Source organism: Cohnella soli (genome assembly GCF_042655525.1).
Lineage (GTDB): Bacteria > Bacillota > Bacilli > Paenibacillales > Paenibacillaceae > Cohnella > Cohnella soli.
This window is the reverse complement of the sequence record NZ_JBHSMI010000020.1, coordinates 42,834-62,172: the sequence shown is the minus strand read 5'-3', so window position 1 is coordinate 62,172 and position 19,339 is coordinate 42,834. Positions and strand designations below refer to the sequence as shown.

General features: G+C 54.3%; 16 protein-coding genes and 1 pseudogene. 1 reads left to right on the top strand and 16 read right to left on the bottom strand.

Annotated elements, in window-relative coordinates; translation table 11 throughout:
- A pseudogene (locus ACFPOF_RS10030) lies at positions 1 to 660 on the top strand (hypothetical protein); the annotation flags it as partial.
- Positions 661 to 697: 37 nt separating this feature from the next.
- On the opposite strand, the gene ACFPOF_RS10025 reads toward ACFPOF_RS10030, so the two are convergent.
- The 16 genes from ACFPOF_RS10025 to ACFPOF_RS09950 all read right to left on the bottom strand — a co-directional run bounded on the left by ACFPOF_RS10025 (position 698) and on the right by ACFPOF_RS09950 (position 19,334).
- Positions 698 to 901, bottom strand: a complete 204-nt coding sequence (locus ACFPOF_RS10025; protein ID WP_378132086.1) for a hypothetical protein — start codon at positions 899 to 901, stop codon at positions 698 to 700.
- Positions 902 to 1,050: 149 nt separating this feature from the next.
- Positions 1,051 to 1,833 (bottom strand): RNA polymerase sporulation sigma factor SigG, encoded by a 783-nt coding sequence (gene sigG, locus ACFPOF_RS10020; RefSeq protein ID WP_378132084.1) that lies wholly within the window; start codon positions 1,831 to 1,833, stop codon positions 1,051 to 1,053.
- Between the two features lie 95 nt (positions 1,834 to 1,928).
- Positions 1,929 to 2,651 carry an RNA polymerase sporulation sigma factor SigE gene (gene sigE / locus ACFPOF_RS10015; protein ID WP_378132082.1) on the bottom strand — a complete coding sequence of 241 codons (723 nt, stop codon included), beginning with the start codon at positions 2,649 to 2,651 and terminating at the stop codon, positions 1,929 to 1,931.
- Between the two features lie 16 nt (positions 2,652 to 2,667).
- Positions 2,668 to 3,636 carry a sigma-E processing peptidase SpoIIGA gene (gene spoIIGA / locus ACFPOF_RS10010; protein WP_378132080.1) on the bottom strand — a complete coding sequence of 323 codons (969 nt, stop codon included), beginning with the start codon at positions 3,634 to 3,636 and terminating at the stop codon, positions 2,668 to 2,670.
- A gap of 205 nt (positions 3,637 to 3,841) precedes the next feature.
- The gene (gene ftsZ, locus ACFPOF_RS10005; RefSeq protein ID WP_378132078.1) at positions 3,842 to 4,984 is read right to left on the bottom strand and encodes a cell division protein FtsZ; all 1,143 of its coding nucleotides are present in this window, start codon (positions 4,982 to 4,984) and stop codon (positions 3,842 to 3,844) included.
- Between the two features lie 51 nt (positions 4,985 to 5,035).
- Positions 5,036 to 6,283: a cell division protein FtsA gene (gene ftsA, locus ACFPOF_RS10000; RefSeq protein ID WP_378132076.1), complete on the bottom strand. Its 1,248-nt coding sequence runs from the start codon at positions 6,281 to 6,283 to the stop codon at positions 5,036 to 5,038.
- 189 nt (positions 6,284 to 6,472) lie between these two features.
- Complete coding sequence (locus ACFPOF_RS09995; RefSeq protein WP_378132074.1) at positions 6,473 to 7,258, bottom strand: cell division protein FtsQ/DivIB; 786 nt, start codon at positions 7,256 to 7,258, stop codon at positions 6,473 to 6,475.
- Positions 7,259 to 7,343: 85 nt separating this feature from the next.
- Entirely contained in the window at positions 7,344 to 8,618 is a 1,275-nt protein-coding gene (gene murA, locus ACFPOF_RS09990; RefSeq protein WP_378132072.1) for a UDP-N-acetylglucosamine 1-carboxyvinyltransferase, read from the bottom strand.
- 16 nt (positions 8,619 to 8,634) lie between these two features.
- Positions 8,635 to 9,540 carry a UDP-N-acetylmuramate dehydrogenase gene (gene murB, locus ACFPOF_RS09985; protein ID WP_378132070.1) on the bottom strand — a complete coding sequence of 302 codons (906 nt, stop codon included), beginning with the start codon at positions 9,538 to 9,540 and terminating at the stop codon, positions 8,635 to 8,637.
- Between the two features lie 149 nt (positions 9,541 to 9,689).
- Positions 9,690 to 10,808 (bottom strand): undecaprenyldiphospho-muramoylpentapeptide beta-N-acetylglucosaminyltransferase, encoded by a 1,119-nt coding sequence (murG, locus tag ACFPOF_RS09980; RefSeq protein WP_378132068.1) that lies wholly within the window; start codon positions 10,806 to 10,808, stop codon positions 9,690 to 9,692.
- Positions 10,809 to 10,813: 5 nt separating this feature from the next.
- Positions 10,814 to 11,911: a stage V sporulation protein E gene (gene spoVE, locus ACFPOF_RS09975; protein WP_378132066.1), complete on the bottom strand. Its 1,098-nt coding sequence runs from the start codon at positions 11,909 to 11,911 to the stop codon at positions 10,814 to 10,816.
- Positions 11,912 to 11,956: 45 nt separating this feature from the next.
- On the bottom strand, positions 11,957 to 13,390 hold the full coding sequence (gene murD, locus ACFPOF_RS09970) for a UDP-N-acetylmuramoyl-L-alanine--D-glutamate ligase (RefSeq protein ID WP_378132064.1): 1,434 nt from the start codon (positions 13,388 to 13,390) through the stop codon (positions 11,957 to 11,959).
- Between the two features lie 4 nt (positions 13,391 to 13,394).
- Complete coding sequence (mraY, locus tag ACFPOF_RS09965) at positions 13,395 to 14,363, bottom strand: phospho-N-acetylmuramoyl-pentapeptide-transferase (RefSeq protein ID WP_378132062.1); 969 nt, start codon at positions 14,361 to 14,363, stop codon at positions 13,395 to 13,397.
- 4 nt (positions 14,364 to 14,367) lie between these two features.
- On the bottom strand, positions 14,368 to 15,786 hold the full coding sequence (locus tag ACFPOF_RS09960) for a UDP-N-acetylmuramoyl-tripeptide--D-alanyl-D-alanine ligase (RefSeq protein ID WP_378132315.1): 1,419 nt from the start codon (positions 15,784 to 15,786) through the stop codon (positions 14,368 to 14,370).
- Positions 15,786 to 17,273, bottom strand: coding sequence for a UDP-N-acetylmuramoyl-L-alanyl-D-glutamate--2,6-diaminopimelate ligase (locus ACFPOF_RS09955; protein ID WP_378132060.1), 1,488 nt, complete (start codon positions 17,271 to 17,273; stop codon positions 15,786 to 15,788). Before ACFPOF_RS09955 ends, ACFPOF_RS09960 begins: the two co-directional genes overlap by 1 nt.
- A 135-nt stretch (positions 17,274 to 17,408) precedes the next feature.
- Complete coding sequence (locus tag ACFPOF_RS09950) at positions 17,409 to 19,334, bottom strand: stage V sporulation protein D (protein ID WP_378132058.1); 1,926 nt, start codon at positions 19,332 to 19,334, stop codon at positions 17,409 to 17,411.
- Positions 19,335 to 19,339 lie beyond the last annotated feature (5 nt).

Genomic DNA, 19,339 nt, shown 5'->3' with positions numbered 1-19,339 from the left:
GCCACTCCCGAAGGCTTGAGCGCCATTCGTCTTGCTTCCATTATCGGAACGACCTATAAAACCGCATGGCTCATCTGTCACAAAATTCGGCATGCCATGATGGCGTCGGATGCCAAAGAGCTGCTCACTGGCAACGTGCGAATCAATTGGGGCGTGTACGGCCATCCGCATAACCCGACTGTCTTTCGCCATCCGCAAGAACAACCGCTTCTTGTGGGCGGCAGCCTTCAAGAAAATGAACAGTTCGCTCACTTAAAAATAAAGCAAGTACCTGAGCAATATTTGCACTATGATCGTATTGTTCCGCACGCAGGTTATTGGTTTAAGCAACTTTATGTCGCCCCCTCTGTCACCGATCTTACGATCGTCGTTCAGAAGTTCAGCATTCATCGCAACCGTACGCTGATTCGGCTCGCGAATCAAGCGGCGGCTTGGATCAATCGTACGTTTAACGGCATTGGACCCAAGCATTTGCAAGCTTACCTGGATCAATATTGCTTTGGTTATAACTGCAAACAAGCTGGAGCTTCCGCTTTTGTGAAGCTGCTAACGACCTGCGCTATAACAAAGACGATCACTTACCCGCTTTTAATTCAACGTGCCGATTATTCAATCAAAAACAAGCTCGCATACGAACGATTACTCCGGGAAGCCGGGTAATGGTTTCTTTTAGTTGCTTCGTTTGCTCACCACTTTTTCATTGCTCCTTTGAACCTTTGAGTTCTTGAGCTTTTGAGTTCTTGAGCTTTTGAGTTCTTGAGCTTTTGAATCCTTGATCTTTGAATCCTTGAGCCTTGAGTCCTTGAGCTTTGAATCCTTGAGCCTTGAGTCCTTGAGCTTTGAATCCTTGAGCCTTGAGTCCTTGAGCTTTTGAAATACTTGATCCTTCCCCTCCTACCATTGAGTTCCGAATCGTCCCTGAGCTAAGGGGATAATGGCCATAGTGAATCTGGAGAAGCTGTTAACAGCCCCCCGCCCTGAGTGAGGGGGATAATGGCTAGAGCAACAAAAAGAGCCGAACGACAACTCGTCCGGCTCCTACTGCCACAACTATGTTTTGACGTGCTTTTGCATTTGTTGAATAGCCGACTTTTCGAGGCGAGACACTTGAGCTTGAGATATACCGATTTCGTCGGCGACTTCCATTTGGGTTTTGCCTTCGAAGAAGCGCATGGACAAGATCATTTTTTCGCGATCATTTAATTTTCTCATTGCCTCACGCAAAGCAATTTCCTCGATCCACTGAATGTCTTTGTTCCGCTCGTCGCTAATCTGATCCATGACGAAAATCGGATCGCCGCCATCGTGGTAAATCGGCTCGAACAAGGAAACAGGATCTTGAATCGCATCCAGGGCGAAGACGATATCTTCCTTTGGTACATTAAGAACTTGCGATATTTCGAAAATAGTCGGTTCGCGCGAATGTTGGTTCGTTAACTGATCGCGAACTTGCAGCGCTTTGTAGGCGATATCGCGCAAGCTTCTGGATACGCGAATAGGGTTATTGTCCCTTAAGTACCGCCGAATTTCTCCGATAATCATCGGAACAGCGTATGTCGAGAAACGCACGTTCTGGCTAAGATCGAAGTTGTCGATCGCTTTCATCAAGCCGATGCATCCGACCTGAAACAAATCGTCTACATATTCACCTCGATTGTTGAACCGTTGAATGACGCTTAACACAAGACGCAAGTTTCCGTTCACCAGTTTTTCCCTGGCCGAGATTTCTCCTCGGGTTTGCAGAGCGAGAAATAGTTCCCTCATTTCGGCGTTAGTCAGAACGGGTAGCTTTGAGGTGTCCACTCCACAAATCTCCACTTTGTTGCGGGTCAAGGCAATTCCTCCCAGGGAGCAGCATTAATGTAAAGTATCTCCGGGGAGGGGGTTTTTATTCTCACGAAAAAACTGATCGAATTTTCTTACAACTCTCATACCATCTTGTTGAACTCTTTGCGTAGTCTCTTGATAATACGTTTTTCCAGACGTGAAATATACGATTGCGAAATACCAAGCAAATCCGCCACGTCTTTCTGTGTTTTCTCTTCGCCGTCTGCCAAACCGAAGCGGAGTTCCATGATTGTTCGCTCTCTTTCGCTCAGTTTCTCAAGTGCTTTATGAAGCAGTTTTCGATCAACTTGCTCTTCGATATTACGATAGATCGTATCGTTCTCGGTTCCGAGCACGTCGGATAACAACAACTCGTTCCCATCCCAATCGATGTTGAGCGGTTCATCGAAGGATACTTCTGTCCGAGTTTTACTGTTACGACGCAAGTACATTAAAATTTCATTTTCGATACAACGAGACGCATATGTCGCAAGCTTGATTTTTTTGTCCGGGTCGAACGTATTCACCGCTTTGATAAGTCCGATTGCACCAATGGAGACGAGATCTTCGATGTGAATGCCTGTGTTCTCGAATTTGCGGGCGATGTAGACGACAAGACGCAAATTTCTTTCGATGAGCATGGCACGAATCGCCGCGTCCCCCGTAGATAGACGCTCAAGCAAATACTCTTCTTCTTCGCGAGTAAGCGGCGGCGGCAAAGCTTCGCTGCCTCCGATGTAATACACTTCTTCACTTTTCCAGCCTAACCAGAATAACAGGCGATACAACGACAATTGGGATTTTAACTTCAGGTTTACGAGCATTTCAGCTAACCTCCTGTCACGCAGGTTGAGATGGAGCTGACGCGTCAGCGCCAGCTTGAGCCATGTCCGGATGGACGATGGCGCGATAAGTGCCTTCGGATGACATCGTGCCTCCATCTAACCCAACAAGCACACGATTCACTTGAACAGGGGGATGTCCGTCTCGCGATAGCAGGACGTAATCCGGCTTGATTGCCAGCATCAGCTTTGAAGATCCGCTCACCGCGCGGAAAGGAATGAGTCGAATACGGTGAGCCCATTTCCATTGATCGACTGCCATACCTCCAGATGTCGCATCCGTCAGCAGCCGATCGGGCGACTCGTTCTTAAGCCGTTCGTACCAACCTGCCGGAAGTTGATCCTTCCAAACCCCCGACTCCATAATCAATACCGGAGTACGGGTTAAAGGATCGTACAATCGGTTGCCTGTATCGAGCAAAGCTTTGATACCCCATACCCCGTCATCAATTCGGATTTCGACATCCCAGAACAACTGCTGCAGATCGAGACTTTTTTTCTTCGTCTCGGACGCGCTTCGGAAAATCCAGATCGATAATATCAGCGCGACGACATAAAGCCCAAGCTGCAATTGCCACGCCAGCACGATTCCGCCTCCAGAAGTAACCGTCATCCCTTCCCACGGCGATCTCGCAGATCGGAGCAGGAAAGAAATGCCGATAACCCCGCCCAGCGTCCCGAAACTAACCGCATAAAAAGCACCGATGTTGCGAACGTAGCGCAGCGGTCCGCCATAACCGAAAGCGATAAGCACCATCAGTAGCGAAACGATCACTTTCGCACCGAAAGAATAGAAATACGGAAGACGGGTCACGAACATTGCCGCCGCATACGTTGCACCAACGAGAGCTGATGAAAACAGTCGGAGCCTGACTGGCCTCAGATGGCGCATTTTGGCTGTCAGCATCAATACGGAAGCATCTACGGCCAAGTTGTTAAGAAATACGAGATCGATATAGACGGTCATTGACAGGCCCCCATCCGTCATGTCACGGATGAGACCAGTATAATCGCTTTCAAATTCAGAGTCTGTCTAATCTCGCTGGTCTTCCAAGCCTTTTTTTGTCGATCGCAAGTAAAAACGTTACGGCGTCCCATGATGCCGACAAAAAAGCCCCGAACCTATTTACATAGGTTCGGGGCTTGCATGCATAGTATTCGCGTTATCCGAATTAACGATCTCTCGGCTTGTTGCGCAAAAATGCTGGAATATCCAATTGATCGCCGGACAAATTCTGGTTGCCGAATGGGCGAATCGAACCGCTGGATTGGCGATTGTCGCTCGAGTGCGGCAGATCGGAAACTTGTTGTTGCTGAGGCTGTTGGTGAGGCGCTGCAGCAGTCGGACGTCTTGTCGAGTTCCGGTGTTCGAAGCCGGTCGCGATTACGGTAACTTTGATCTCTTCTTTCATGTTATCGTCGATGCTTGCGCCGAAGATCATGTTCACTTCGGGATCAGATGCAGCAATAACGATCTCGGCCGCTTCGTTAACTTCAAACAGGCTCAAATTGGAACCGCCGGTAATGTTCATGATGATGCCGCGAGCGCCTTCAATGGATGTTTCGAGCAACGGGCTCATGATTGCTTTACGAGCAGCATCCATCGCGCGGTTTTCGCCGGTAGCCGTACCAATTCCCATCAACGCGGAACCGCGTTCCGTCATGATTGTTTTTACGTCGGCGAAGTCAAGGTTGATCAGTCCGGGAACGGCGATCAGGTCGGAAATACCTTGAACCGCTTGACGCAATACGTTATCCGCTTCGCGGAAAGCTTCCATCATCGGCGTCTTCTTGTCGACGATCTCCAGCAATCGGTCGTTCGGAATAACGATAAGCGTGTCTACTTTCTCTTTAAGCGCTTCGATGCCAAGGTCCGCCTGCGCAGACCGCTTGCGGCCTTCGAAAGTAAAAGGACGAGTGACGACGCCAACGGTCAGCGCGCCGCATTCTTTAGCCAATTCTGCGATAACAGGCGCTGCGCCCGTACCGGTGCCGCCTCCCATGCCCGCCGTTACGAACACCATGTCCGCGCTCTTCAGCGAATTTGTAATAAATTCGCGGGATTCCTCAGCCGCCTTCTTGCCGACTTCCGGGTTCGCCCCCGCGCCAAGGCCACGGGTCAGCTTGTCCCCGATTTGCAGCTTCTGCTCGGATTTCGTCAAGTGCAACGCTTGCGCGTCCGTGTTCACGGTAATGAACTCTACGCCCTTGACGCCGTTCTCTATCATTCGGTTAACGGCGTTGCTGCCGCCGCCACCGACCCCGATGACTTTGATCTTCGCGAGAGGCTCCATTTCAAAATCAAACTCCAACATAATTGCCTACTCCTCCTTGCTTCGTATGAATGGTTCCTTGTTTGCGGCGGCTTAAATGAATTCCTTGAACATGTTCTTGAACCATTCAACTATACCAGGCTTGGGAGCCGCGCTCGCATTGCCGGAGGCTTTCGCCTTCGGTGCGCGCTTCGTTCCCACCGCGCCGCGTGTACGTACATATTTGGTTACGTATTGAATCATGCCAACCCCGCTACTGAAAGAAGGGTCTCTTACGCCGATGTAATCCGGCACCGCGATGCGGACGCTGGACTCAAGCTCGATCTGGGCAAGTGGAAGCACGCTCGGTAAGGACACCGAACCGCCCGTTAGCACGTAACCGTTAATCTTGTCATGATAGCCGAGCCGCTTCACTTCTTGGCGAATCATCTGGAAAATCTCCTGCATGCGAGGCTCGATGATATTCGCAAGATCGAGTTGAGAGAATTCCTTCTCCACGTTGCTGCCGACTCTCATCACTTTGAACTTCAAATCTTCAGCGGAGTCGTCCGTACGGGCACAGCCATACTTCAGCTTTATTTTCTCCGCGTGTTCCGTTTGCGTTTTCAGTCCGTAACAAATATCGCTGGTCACATAGTCGCCGCCAATAGGCAAAGTCGACACGGCGGCCAGGCTGCCGCTTTCGAAAATCGCTAATGTGGTCGAACCCGCGCCGATATCGGCGAGAACCGTTCCCATCATTTTCTCGTCTTTCGTCAGCGCCATCATGCCGGACGCGAGTGACATCAAAATAAGGCCTGAAATACGAAGACCAGCTTTCTCTACGCATCTCATTAAATTATGTACGGCGGCCTTCGTTCCCGTAATAATCGTACATTCGACTTCCAACCTTACGCCAATCATGCCGCGTGGATCTTGAATCCCCGCGAGCCCGTCTACTAAAAATTGCTTGGGGACGAGTCCAATGATTTCCCGTTCAGGCGGTAATGCGACTACTTTAGCCGCTTGCAACACGCGTTCAATATCTTCTTCGCCGATTTCGCGATCTTCGTTGGAAACAGCGACGACGCCGTGATTGCTTTGCAAGGCAATATGATTACCGGATATCCCGACGTAAACCTCGCTAATTCCGATGCCGACCATGCGTTCGGCATGATCGACTGCGTTGCGGATGGACTGCACGGTTTGGTCAATATCTACAATGGCGCCTTTACGAATTCCATCAGAATCCGCGGAACCGACACCAATGATGTTAATGGCCCCGTTGCTGATCTCCCCGATAATCACCCGGATTTTCGACGTTCCGATATCCAAGCTGACAATGAGGTCGTTGTTACTCAACCGGTGGCACCTCCCGTAAATCGGTGAAAATGGCTACGTACAAGGGATGCATCTACTACGTATTCCACATGCACGAGGTTTTCCCTCTTTTTTCTACAATTTTTTTATATGTTCGATTCCGTTGCCGGATCGTGCTCTCGGAAAGCTCTCCCGGTTCGCCCATAAAAGAAATTCTAGCATTATTTTCGCCTATTGAGTAGAGTCCTTTTCCTTAACTTTATCGGCCTCGGGACCATTGTTTGTAACATTTTCCGCCGAATACGGCAAATAACTGTCCGCATCCAACATTGTTATTTTTCCAGGCTCCCGATTTTGCACGATATCGCTGAGAAAAGGAATTTTGTCTTGCAACTTGTCGATTGCCGTTATGACTTCGAACCGAGAACGGGTATACAACTTAATTCGTTTCGGATACGCGTTGGAAGGATCGGGATGAATCTCGGACAAATCCGCAAGCAAGTAGGCAGGAAGCGCGTTCAGCACTTGGCACAGCTCATCCAAATTCGGATCGCCGGCCTTCCAGCCTGAGAGGATCGGCTTGTCCGCCATTTTGCCTTCCGGAATCGGAATCGTCGTTCCGTTCGCGAGAACTGCAATAAGTTTTCCATTCTCCCCAAGCTGCACGGCTACTTGGGCAAATTCTTTTACTTCGACACTCACAACACCGGGAAAATGTTTGGTTACCGTTACGCTTTCGATCGGCTTGAGCTTCAGAACATTACTCTTCAGCTTCCCGGCGCTCGGAAAGAAGAAAGAATCGCCGGCGCCCGCTCCAAGCGAGTTCTTCACCTCTTCGCCCGTGATAAAATTCGTGCCCGTCACTTGCACATCCGTAATTTTGGACATCGAGGAACGGAAAAACAGAGCTACCAGAATGATTGCTACAAGTGCAATCAGTATGACCAGCAGTACCTTCCCTCTGCGCGAACGCGGAACGGCAATTTCCTTTTTTAACGCCGGAATTTTCTCTGTCATGTCCATCCCCCCCCTTTGTCCAACATCGTTTCGCAAAAATCCCCGCGCGGAAAGTGATCTGCGGCGGGGACATTCATACTTGCCGTTAGCTGTATACTTTGCTCTTATGCACTTCGCGCGTAATGTTGCCTCCGAGCTGCTGGAACATCTCTTCGATCCGGTCATAGCCCCGATCGATATGGTGTACATGCTCGACGACGGTCCGACCTTGGGCAGCCAATCCGGCGATAACAAGCGCGGCTCCCGCGCGCAAATCAGTCGCTTCGACAGTCGTGCCGTAAAGCTCGGGAACGCCCCGTATGAATGCATTGTTCAGATCGACTCGAATGTCGGCGCCCATGCGGCACAATTCGTCCACATGCTTGAATCGACCTTCGAAAATCGTTTCCTTTATGACGCTTACTCCGTCGGCCAGAGCCAATAAAGTCATTACTTGCGCCTGAAGATCGGTCGGGAACGCGGGATACGGACTTGTAACGATTCTGTCTACCGCGATCGGCCTCTTCGACGAGACGACTCTCATTATATCATTGGCAGACTCGATTTGAACACCTGCCCTGCGAAGGACATGGACGAGCGAAGTCAAGTGTGCCGGCTGCGTGTTCTCGAGCGTCACGTCTCCGCGCGTAGCCGCCGCGGCGACCATGACGGTTCCGCTGACGATGCGGTCCGGTATGACCTCGAAGTCGCAGCCGCCGAGAGACTCGACGCCATCAATCACGATCGTATCGGTGCCCGCTCCCCTCACTCTCGCGCCCATCGTGTTGAGGAACTGCTGCAAATCTTGAATTTCTGGCTCCCTGGCGGCGCCGACAATCGTCGTTCTTCCGTTCGCCAGCACAGCAGCCATCATCATGTTCTCCGTCGCGCCGACGCTAGGGAAGTCTAGGCTAATCTCGGTTCCCTTTAATCTGCGAGCCGAACAAATAATTCTGCTGCCCTTCTCCTCGATGTGCGCTCCTAGCGCTTCGAGTCCCCTCAAATGCAAATCGATTTTGCGTTCGCCTATAGCGCACCCGCCCGGCTGGTAAATCTGCACTTCTCCGAAACGCGCCAGCAGCGGCCCCATGAGAAATACCGAGGAACGCATTTTCCTCATCAGCGTCTCCGGAATGTGTGACGACGTCGCAAGCGACGTATCAACGGTGACGACCGTCCCGTCGTGACGGGCTTTGCAGCCGATATCCCGCAAAATGTCCAGCATCACCTCGATGTCGAGAAGACGAGGCACGTTGCGTATCGTCACTTTGCCTTCCGCGAGCAAGCTGGCGGCCAATATCGGCAATGCGGCATTTTTGGCTCCGTGGATACGAATGGTGCCCGAAAGCGGCTGTCCGCCTTCAATCACCAAATTGTCCAAGGGTTTCACCTCCGGGTTACCGCTCACCCAACAAAAGTACCTCTGGCACTAACGTTATTCCGTTGCGTTGTTCGATGATAGATTGCACTCGTCGGATGAGGGTTAGGACGTCCTCGGCCTTCGCTCCGCCATGGTTAACTATGAAGTTCGCGTGCACGGTCGACACTTCGGCCGCGCCTTCGCGCAGTCCCTTTAGTCCAGCCTCTTCGATCAGCCTTGCGGCATGATCGTTCGGCGGATTGCGGAATACGCTACCCGCAGTAGCCATTTGCAGCGGTTGGGTTTTACGGCGTCTGTCCTTATAGGTCGCCATCGCCGCAGCGATCTCCTTGCGGTCTCCGGCTGCAAGACCGAATATCGCCCGGGTCACGATTCCCCTTCGTTGCTGCAATACGGAATGCCGATACGAAAATGACATTTCCTCTGACTCGAGCGTCTCGCGACTTCCATCGTCCCAAACGACGTCGGCCGACTTTAAGATACGTGATACGTCCGAACCATGGGCGCCGGCGTTCATGTACACGGCACCGCCGACCGATCCGGGAATCCCCCCCGCGAATTCCAGACCGGTTAGTCCTTCCTTGCCGGCCATGACCGACAGTTTGATAAACGAATACGAGGCTCCCGCTACCACCGTTTCGCCTTCAAAACGCACTTCGTCGAATCCGTCGCCCAGCTTAATAACGGCTCCGCGAATTCCCTTATCGGACACGAGCGTATTGGAGCCTCTGCCCAGCATGCACCACGGTACGCCTTCGCGACGCAAAAGCCGCAACGCCTCCGCCAATTCGTTCTCGTCCTTCGGGACGATAAACAAATCCGCAGGGCCTCCGATTTTCCACGTCGTATGTCCGGCAAGCGGTTCGTTCATCCGCACATGACCGATCCGCGCCTGTTCTAGCTCCGCGACCAATTGCTGCATGGCATTATCCTCCTTACGAAATCCTTCGGGGCTGCGCGTTACCGTCGGTGCCGCCGCCATTGGTCGGCCGTCACGATCACGCTGTATCTTATGACGACCGATCAACGGTGGTGACAAACGCCTATTTCCGCTTCCCCTCCGGGCTTGTTTCATTGGCTGTATTTTTTTCCGCGAATGCGGATAATTTGCTCATAAATATCGGCTGCCGAATGGGGCATTCCGAGAGAACGGGATGCTTTCGACATCCGTTCCTTCTTCGCAGGATCGCTCATAATGCCGGCAATTTGTTCAAAAAGTACGTTGCCGGTGAGATCCCGCTCCAAAATCAAAACGCCAGCGCCCGCGTCAGACAAGCTGCGAGCGTTCGCTTCCTGATGATTGTTCGTCACATTAGGCGACGGAATCAGGATGGATGGCACCCCGAGCGACGTTACTTCCGCAAGGAAAGATGCTCCGGCGCGGCCAACGAACAGCGACGCGGCAGCAAGCACGTCGGGCATATTGCCGACGTAAGGAAGCACCGTCACGCGATCCGCTGCGGACAACGCCTGGCGCTTGATGGCCGCCTCCGCGTCGCGAAAAAAGCGCTCCCCCGTTACGAACACATAGTGAACGCCGCTCAGCTTGCCAAGCTGCGGAGCCATCTGCACGACTGCGTCGTTCAACGCGCGGGCCCCTCCGCTACCGCCGACGACTAGCACGAACGGCGTCCCCGGCTTAAGGCCGAGGGAGGCGTAACCCGCGGTTTTGTCAGCGCCAAGCACCCTTGTCGCGCAAGGATTGCCCGCGTGAATGACATCCGGGCATTTCTTGAACAGCGGCACCGACTCCGTGAAGCTGACGGCGACGCCGTCCACGTAACGGCTCAAAAATTTGTTGGTCAGTCCCGGCACGACGTTCTGTTCGTGGATCAACGTCGGGATCCCGAGCTTGGACGCGGCATATACAACCGGCCCGCACACGTATCCGCCGGTACCGACGACAATGTCCGGCTTAAACGCCCTTAGCAATTCCTTGGAACGCGTGACACCTTTCAGAAAACGCAAGACGGTCCGGACGTTCTCCAGGGAGAGGGAACGCCGGAACCCGGTAATGTCGATCGATTCGAACGGAATACCTTGTTCGGGCACGATTCGGCCTTCCAAGCCGCGACCGGAGCCGATGTAGAGCGTAGCGGAGCCGGGCTCCCTGGCCGAAATTTCCCGGCCGATGGCCAGCGCAGGGTAGATATGCCCTCCGGTGCCTCCTCCGGTTAACACGACGCGCATTTTCGTCACCTCGAATAACGGGATAAATTAAGTAAAAGACCAAGCGCCGTCAACAACAGCGTGAGCGACGAACCTCCGTAACTGACGAGAGGCAGCGTCACGCCCGTTATTGGGAGCATGCCGATGACGACGCCGACGTTAATAAGCACCTGTACGGCGAAAATGCCGACGATGCCCGTAGCAAGCAAACTGCCGAACGGATCGGTAATCGTAATCGCCGTCCGCATTCCCCGCCAAATCAGCAGCAGGAATAACAAAATGAGCAAGGCGCCGCCAATAAACCCGAGTTCTTCCGCCAGGATGGAAAAGATGAAGTCGGTTTGCGGCTCCGGCAAGTAATTGTATTTCTGACGGCTCATGCCTAGACCTAGGCCGACAAGACCGCCGGGGCCGATCGCGTACAGCGACTGGATGGACTGATAACCCGCGCCGAGCGGATCTTGCCATGGATCGAGAAAAGCGGTGATCCGCTGAAGCCTGTACGGCGCCGCCGCAATCAGCGCACCGAGCCCCGCTACGCCGAGAAGCGCCAACCCGCCAAGATGGGCCAGTCTCGCCCCGGACACGTAGATCGCAAGCAGCGACGCGCCGATCATAACCATGCCCGTGCCGAGATCCGGTTGCAGCATGATAAGCCCGAACGCGGTGCCCAAAATCGCCAAAGGCGGCAAAAGCCCTTTCGTGAAAAGCGTAATCTGATTTTGCCGCTCCGACAGGAATTTGGCAAGAAACAAAATCATCGCCAGCTTCATGAACTCAGACGGCTGGATGCCGAACGAACCGATGCCAAGCCAGCTTCGAGCGCCGCCGCGTACGACGCCGACTCCCGGAACGAGCACGATGACGAGCAGCCCGAAGCAGACGAGCAAACCGGGAGCCGCCCATTTGCGCCATCTCGTGTAGTCTACGTTCATCGTGATGAACATGGAAACGACACCCAACACGCCGAACACAACCTGCCTCTTGACATAATAATACGAATCCCCGTAATCGTGGAACGCCGCAACGGCACTGGCGCTGTACACCATAACGATGCCAATGGCCAGAATGCCAATCGTGGCGGCGATCATCCATAAATCGGGAATGGAACGGGTTTTGGCCATGAACCGGACACCTCGCGGAATGCAAAAGTGGGGACGAGCCCCCTTTTACAACGTATGCGCCGATTGCTTAAAAATGCGGCCCCTCACTTCATAGGACGGGAACATGTCCCAGCTCGCACATGCGGGAGACAGAAGCACGATGTCTCCCGGCTCGGCCATCGCGGCAGCTTCCACTACCGCTCGTCGCAACGTGCGCTCGGCGTCCTCTTCAGGTTCGACGATTGAGACGTTCGTTAAACCGGCAAGCGCTGCGACTCGTCCAAGTTTTTCCCGCGTTTCTCCGATTGCGGTCAATCCTTTCAGCCTGTCCCGGAAAATCGGCAGCAGCTCCATGTAGTCGGAGCCCCTGTCGAGTCCGCCAGCAACAAGAACCAGCGGGGCTGGCAAAGACAAAATCGACATCGTCGACGCCATCGGATTCGTCGCTTTGGAATCGTTGTAAAATTTCACTCCGCCAAACGAACCGACGAACTCAAGCCTGTGCTCAACTCCGCGGAAGTCTCGAAGGGGCTGTCTCAGCGCGTCCGGATCGGCCCCTGCAGCCAGCGCTATGGCGATCGCGGCGATTGCATTCGCCGTATTGTGGCGGCCCGGCAAGCCGAGCTCATCAACGCGAATAATGCGAGTTTCCTCGCCGTGAACATCTTTGTACACGATCCAACGTTCAATCTCAGGCTCGCCTTCGACCGGTTTTGTCGATGCGTACGGAGGCTCGACGCAGACGCCGTTCGGCAAACTTTGCGTTACCGAGAAAGGCCAGTGCTGCGCGTTCACGTCTTTCGTCACCTTCCGGCATGTCTCGTCGTCGGCATTGTACACTGCGATGTCGTCCGCGGTTTGCTTTGCGAATATTTTCGCCTTGGAAGCGACATAATCCGCCATCGAGCCGTGGTAATCCAGATGCGTTTCCGCCACGTTCAACAAACAAGCGATACGTGGACGGAAATCGGTTGTCCCTTTCAACTGAAAGCTGCTCAGTTCAGCGACAAGCCAGCCGTCCGCAGCGACTTCAAGAGATGCCTCGCTGAGCGGACGCCCGATATTGCCGGCGACTAGCGGCTTTAAGCGCGCAGCCTCCAGCAGAACGCCTGTCAACGTCGTCGTTGTCGTCTTGCCGTTCGAGCCTGTAATGCCAACAATCGGCGCGGGGGAAAGCTTGCCCGCCATTTCGACTTCCGTGACGACTTCAACGCCAAGTTGCAGCGCTGAGACAACCGGAGGCGCCGAGTAAGGGATGCCCGGATTCTTCACAAGCAGCGCCGTCTCCGGTCCGATCAGATCGTCCGGATGATGGCCGCACACAACAGAAATGCCCAAAGCCGTCAACTCGTCGGCTTCGGGGCATTGATCTCGATCTTTCTTGTCGTTCACCACGACGTCGGCGCCGAAGCCGCGAAACAGCTTCGCGGCCGCCACGCCGCTTCTTGCCAGGCCGAGAACGACGACGCGCCGCCCCCGGTACGATGTCAATTGCTCCATTGCGCTATAGCCCCTTTGCCTTAAACAATAGCAAGCCGGCTGCCGCAAGCAGCAAACCGACGAACCAGAATGTCGTCACCACGCGCCATTCCGACCATCCCGACAACTCGAAATGGTGATGGATCGGGCTCATTTTGAACACCCGCTTGCCTCGCGTTTTGAAAGAAATAACTTGAATGATGACCGAAAGCATTTCCAAGACAAACACGCCGCCGATAACAACAAGAAGCAATTCCGTCTTCGTCAAAATCGCAACAGCCGCGATGCCCCCGCCAAGACCGAGGGAACCTGTATCTCCCATGAAAATTTTCGCAGGGTGTGCGTTATAGACGAGGAAGCCAAGTACCGCGCCGACGACCGCCGCACTGAACACGGCCGATTGCGGCTGTGTCGCCTCTACGGCAATAATCGCGAAAGCCCCGAACGCCAATGCGCTTGTCCCTGACAGAAGCCCGTCAAGACCGTCCGTGAAGTTGACGGCGTTCGTCGAACCGAGGAACATGACGACGACTAACAAATAATACGCCCACCCGAGATCGACCGACCAGTCCGTACCCGGCACGCCGATGGCGGTGCTGTGGTCCATCCTAAAAAGCAAATAACAAAAGACGGCGGAGAACAACAATTGTCCGAACAGCTTCTGTTTCGCGGTTAAGCCGAGCGAGCGCTTGAACACGATTTTGATATAATCGTCCAGAAATCCGACAAGACCGAAGCCGAGACACGCCGTAATCAGCGCCCAATATTCCAGTCCGCGGTCGGCGAATTTCAGAAATGCCAACGTTAAGGCAACAAGGATGATAATACCGCCCATCGTCGGCGTCCCCGACTTTTTGAGATGCGTTTCCGGTCCGTCCGTGCGAACCTGTTGTCCGAATTTCAGCCTGCGCAGCAGCGGGATGAACAGAGGCCCGAACAATACGGCGAGTACGAAGGAGACGCCGAGCGTCCAGAAGATCGATGCATAGTCCATTTCGTTATCCTCTGTCCCCTTTCTGCAATATCGTTACGATTTCTTCCATTTTCATACCCCTAGATGCTTTGACGAGCACGAGATCGTCCGGGTGCAACCGGTTGAGCAGATCGTCCGCCAATTGATATTTGTCTGTATAATGTTGTACGGCGCCCGGCGGAAAGTTGGATACGGCCGCCTTATACCCGTTCTCGGATAACACCCCGTAGAACAGCGCTTCATCGGCTTTGGACGCTTCCACATAAGCGCCGACGTTGGCGTGCATAGCCGCTTCATCCGGGCCGAGTTCGAGCATGTCGCCCAGCACGATCCACTTCCTGCCATAGCCGGTTAAACCTGCGACGAGGTCGATCGCCGCGCGAACGGAAGTCGGACTCGCATTGTACGCATCGTTAAGCACAATCGCACCGTTCTTCGCGACAGTCCGCTCGATTCGCATGCCGGTCAGCTTCGCGTTCTTCAATCCTTCGCGGATATCGTCCGCCGACAGGCCGACGAGCTTGCCTACGGCAATCGCCGCTAGCGCGTTCACTGCATTATGCTTGCCCGGGATCGGCAGCTCGTACGTCTGCTCCGCTCCGTCCGCATCCGCCGCAACGAATGTCGTACCTTCGGCGGAAACTGCAACGGAACGCGCCTTCCAATCGTTGGACGCACCCACGCCGAACGTGATCTCGCTTAATCCGTCCGGCTTTCTTTTGCCAGCCAATTCCTCAACGAGCAAATGCTCGTCGCCGTAATACACAAGCGCTCCGCCCGGCTTGAGCCCGTCAACGATCTCGAGTTTCGCACGAGCGATGTTGCGCCGGGAACCAAGCTGCAGCAGATGCGATTCCCCTACGTTTGTCACAACAGCGATATCCGGCCGTCCGATCGCCGACAGCAACGCGATCTCTCCTTCGCCGCTCATGCCCATCTCCAGCACGAGAGCTTCCGTGTCCGAAGGGGCGCCGAGCAGCGTAAGCGGCAACCCGATATGATTATTGTAATTGCCCTCTGTCTTATGTACCCGCAGCGTGGTAGACAGAACGGAAGCAATTAAATCTTTCGTTGTCGTCTTGCCGTTGCTCCCCGTGACGGCGATAACCTTCGCTTGCAACGTGTTTGCGTAACCGGAAGCGAGCGCCTGAAGCGCCGTCAGCGTATCGTTGACCAGGATGAGCGGAAAACCGCTCTCCGTCAGCTCCGCCGGCACCGGCACGCTCTCGTCCCATAATGCGGCCGACGCTCCCGCGTCACGCGCCGCGACGACGTATTCGTGCCCGTCGAATTTCTCGCCCCTAAGCGGAACGAATAACTGTCCCGGCTGAATGCGCCTCGTGTCCGTCGACACGCCGGCAAGCGCAAGATTACCGTCCTCGTTACGACCTGTCGTTCCGACGGCACCGGCCCATACCGCGACGTCCCGTATGTTTGCCTGCATCACGAGCTTCTACCCCTTATCGCTTCTTTCGCCACGAGGCGGTCATCGAAGTCGTGCGTCACACCGCCGATGATTTGATAGGTCTCGTGCCCTTTCCCCGCAATCAATACTACATCGCCGGGGCTTGCCATTTCAACCGCTTTTTCGATCGCAGCGCGTCTATTGGGCTCTAGCTGATACCTATCCGGCGGTACGCCGTCCGCTTTCAAACCTTCTTCGATGTCCGCTAGGATGGCCTGCGGGTTCTCCGACCGCGGATTGTCGCTCGTCACGATTACTTTGTCGGCGAGGCGCCCCGCAATGCGGCCCATCATCGGGCGTTTCGTTCGATCGCGGTCGCCGCCGCAGCCGAATACGCAAATCACTTCTCCCGTCGCCAGTTCCTTCACCGCATTCAGCACGTTCTCGAGGCCGTCCGGCGTATGCGCGTAATCGACAACGACGGCGTACGGCTGGCCTTCGTCGACCGGCTCTACCCGTCCGGGTACGCCGGGTATGCTCTCAAGACTCCGCAACGCTTCGTCCAAGCCAATCCCTTCGCAGAGGGCCGCCCCAAGCGCCGCCAAGCTGTTGTACACGTTAAACTTGCCGACGAGCCTCAGCTTCACGCTCCTGTTGCCGCGGAAAGTCTCCAGATCAAACGAGGTACCGCTTGCTGTAATCCGCACGTTCGTCGCCTTTAGATGGGCCGGGTTATCAATACCATATGTCAACACTTCAGCCGACGTCATCTTCGCGAATATGCCGGAAGCTTCATCATCGGCGTTCAGCACCGCAAAGCTTCGTTCCGAAGGTTCATCAGCGAATGAATTGCCGAGACGGGAAAAAAACAACCCTTTCGCATCCCGGTAAGCATCCATCGTCAAATGGTAGTCCAGATGGTCTTGCGTCAAGTTCGTAAAGACGGCCGTACGGAACTTCGTTCCTTTCACGCGCCCCTGCTCAAGTGCGTGGGAGCTTACTTCCATAACGCATCTCTTTGTACCGGCTCCAACCATGGAATGGAATAACTGCTGCAATTGGAGCACGTCCGGCGTCGTGCCGGACATCGGTACGCTTTTACCCGCGTAACGGGTTTCAATCGTGCCTATAACACCGGCTTCGATGCCCGCATCCGTCCATATGCGTTCGATCAAATACGTCGTCGTCGTTTTGCCGTTCGTTCCCGTCACGCCGACGGGACGCAATATGTGGGACGGCCTGCCGTAGAAATAATCGGCTAATTGGGCCATCGCTTGCCGGGTGTCAGATACGACGAGCTGCGGAATGTCGAGCGGCAACTCCCTCGTCACGACAAGCGCCGAAGCGCCTGCCGCAACCGCTTGAGGCGCGTAGTCATGACCGTCAACCGTATGCCCGGGCAAACAGAAAAACAAGCAACCGGACGAGACTTTGCGGGAATCCGATTGCAGCGAGTCGATCTCGACGGACGGATCGCCGACGATCCGGCATACGAGCAATTGTTGCGATAATTCGTTCAGTTTCATAGCTACCGGCCTCCAGACGATCTCAATCTCATAAACAACGTATCCTCATTATGGTCCAACGACTCCCTCTCATTCAAGAGGATGAATAAACTTTCATTTAACGATTGCTCGCCGCACGATTGTTCTAATCTAAGGTTACTCCGACGCACCCAAGTAGATTCGAATGACCGAACCTTGTTCAACCTTTTCACCAGGCGCCGGCGCTTGCCGCAGTACAGTGCTGCCGCTTCCAGAAGCAGACAACTGGAAGTTCTGGTTCATATCCTCGTACAAGTCGGATACGGTTTTGCCGACAAGATTCGGAACGGTCACATACTTGACAAGGTCGGAAGGTTTATATTTTTTGTCCACCTGCGTTTTACGCGGCTGAATCCCCATGTACGGGAGCGAGTCAGCCATGATATTGCGTACGATCGGGGCAGCGACGAGTCCCCCGAACTGGATGCCTTGCGGATTATCGACGGCTACGTACACGACAAGCTGCGGATCGTCGGCCGGGGCGAAACCGATGAACGATACAATATGCTCGTTCGGCGAATAGCGGCCGTTCACAACTTTCTGCGCGGTCCCCGTCTTGCCTCCGACACGGTATCCGTCCAGGAACGCTTTGCCCCCCGTGCCTTCGGCAACGACTTTCTCAAGCGCCTCGCGGACTTTCTTCGACGTCTCGGGGCTAATGACTTCTCGAACGAGTTCCGGCTTCGTCTCTTCGAGCACAAGACCGGTGTTCGGCTGAATCCACGCTTTCGAGACGAACGGTTTAAACAGCTTGCCGCCATTGATCGCCGCCGACACCGCGGTAATTTGTTGGATCGGCGTCACCGACACGCCTTGGCCGAAAGCGGTCGTCGCCAGTTCGACCGGACCGACCTGGCTCGGCTTAAACATGATGCCGTTTTCTTCGCCCTGCAAGTCGATGCCCGTTTTTTTGCCGAAGCCGAAGTCGCTAATATAAGAAAACAGTTTCTCTTTGCCAAGACGTTGTCCAAGCAGTACGAACCCCGGGTTGCACGAGTTTTCGACGACTTCGAGGAACGTCTGGCTGCCATGACCTCCCGGCTTCCAGCACCTCAACTTCGCTCCGGCCACTTCGACGGAACCCGGATCGTAGAAATGCTCGTGCTCGAGATCGACTTTGCCCTCTTGAAGCGCGGCCGCTAGCGTTATGATCTTAAACGTCGAACCGGGCTCGTACGTCATCCAGATCGGCAGGTTGCGGTTGTACACTTCCGTCGGCACTTCCTGATACTTATCCGGTTCGAACGTCGGGCGGCTGCCCATTGCCATTATTTCACCGGTTTTCGGATTCATTGCGATCGCGATAACTGCGTTCGCCTGATACTGCAGCATCGCTTGATCGAGTTCTCTTTCGACGATCGATTGGATCGTCTTGTCGATCGTTAATTGAAGCGTCAAGCCGTCTTGCGGCGCCTCGTATTTATTCGTCGAATTCGGCATTTTGCGGCCGGCCGCGTCCACGAGCTGGGAGATGTTCCCTTTCGCCCCGGTCAGCCTGCTGTCGTAACGCAGTTCAAGGCCGGTGAGTCCTTGATTGTAGCTGCCGGTAAAACCGAGTACGTGCGAGGCCAAGTTGCCGAACGGATAATATCGTTTGTTGTCTTCGGCCACGACGATGCCGGGCAGCTCCAAAGACGCGATCTGTTGCGCCTTCGCTTCGGTCAGCTTGCGCCCCCCCGGCTTCAGTTCGACGCTGGACACGTTTTTGGACAGCAGCTTAAACAGCGAATCCTCCGACATGGCGAGCGGTCCCGCCAGCTTGCGCGCCGTCTCTCTCTTATCGATGACTTGAATCGGGATTGCATATACGGTCGGAGCGCTAACGTTGTATGCAAGCTTCGTGCCGTTGCGGTCAACGATTTCTCCCCTCTTCGCCTGAAATGGAATGTTGCGCCTCCATGAATCCTCGGCTCTTTTCGTGATTTCTTCCCCTTTGACAAGCTGCACGTAACCGAGCCGGATAACAAGCGCTCCGAACGCGAACACCGCGAACACAAGCGCGACATACAATCTTTTGCGGACGGTGACCTGAGAAATTTTCACAAGAA

Bases quoted from the DNA above. Each gene is read 5' to 3' on its own strand.
- murG (WP_378132068.1), bottom strand. From the start codon at position 10,808: ATGCGCGTCGTGTTAACCGGAGGAGGCACCGGAGGGCATATCTACCCT.
- murB (WP_378132070.1), bottom strand. From the start codon at position 9,540: ATGCAGCAATTGGTCGCGGAGCTAGAACAGGCGCGGATCGGTCATGTG.
- ACFPOF_RS09955 (WP_378132060.1), bottom strand. From the start codon at position 17,273: ATGAAACTGAACGAATTATCGCAACAATTGCTCGTATGCCGGATCGTC.
- ACFPOF_RS10025 (WP_378132086.1), bottom strand. From the start codon at position 901: ATGGTAGGAGGGGAAGGATCAAGTATTTCAAAAGCTCAAGGACTCAAG.
- mraY (WP_378132062.1), bottom strand. From the start codon at position 14,363: ATGGACTATGCATCGATCTTCTGGACGCTCGGCGTCTCCTTCGTACTC.
- sigE (WP_378132082.1), bottom strand. From the start codon at position 2,651: ATGCTCGTAAACCTGAAGTTAAAATCCCAATTGTCGTTGTATCGCCTG.
- ftsZ (WP_378132078.1), bottom strand. From the start codon at position 4,984: ATGTTGGAGTTTGATTTTGAAATGGAGCCTCTCGCGAAGATCAAAGTC.
- spoIIGA (WP_378132080.1), bottom strand. From the start codon at position 3,636: ATGACCGTCTATATCGATCTCGTATTTCTTAACAACTTGGCCGTAGAT.
- murD (WP_378132064.1), bottom strand. From the start codon at position 13,390: ATGGAGCAATTGACATCGTACCGGGGGCGGCGCGTCGTCGTTCTCGGC.
- spoVE (WP_378132066.1), bottom strand. From the start codon at position 11,911: ATGGCCAAAACCCGTTCCATTCCCGATTTATGGATGATCGCCGCCACG.
- ACFPOF_RS09995 (WP_378132074.1), bottom strand. From the start codon at position 7,258: ATGACAGAGAAAATTCCGGCGTTAAAAAAGGAAATTGCCGTTCCGCGT.
- ACFPOF_RS09960 (WP_378132315.1), bottom strand. From the start codon at position 15,786: ATGCAGGCAAACATACGGGACGTCGCGGTATGGGCCGGTGCCGTCGGA.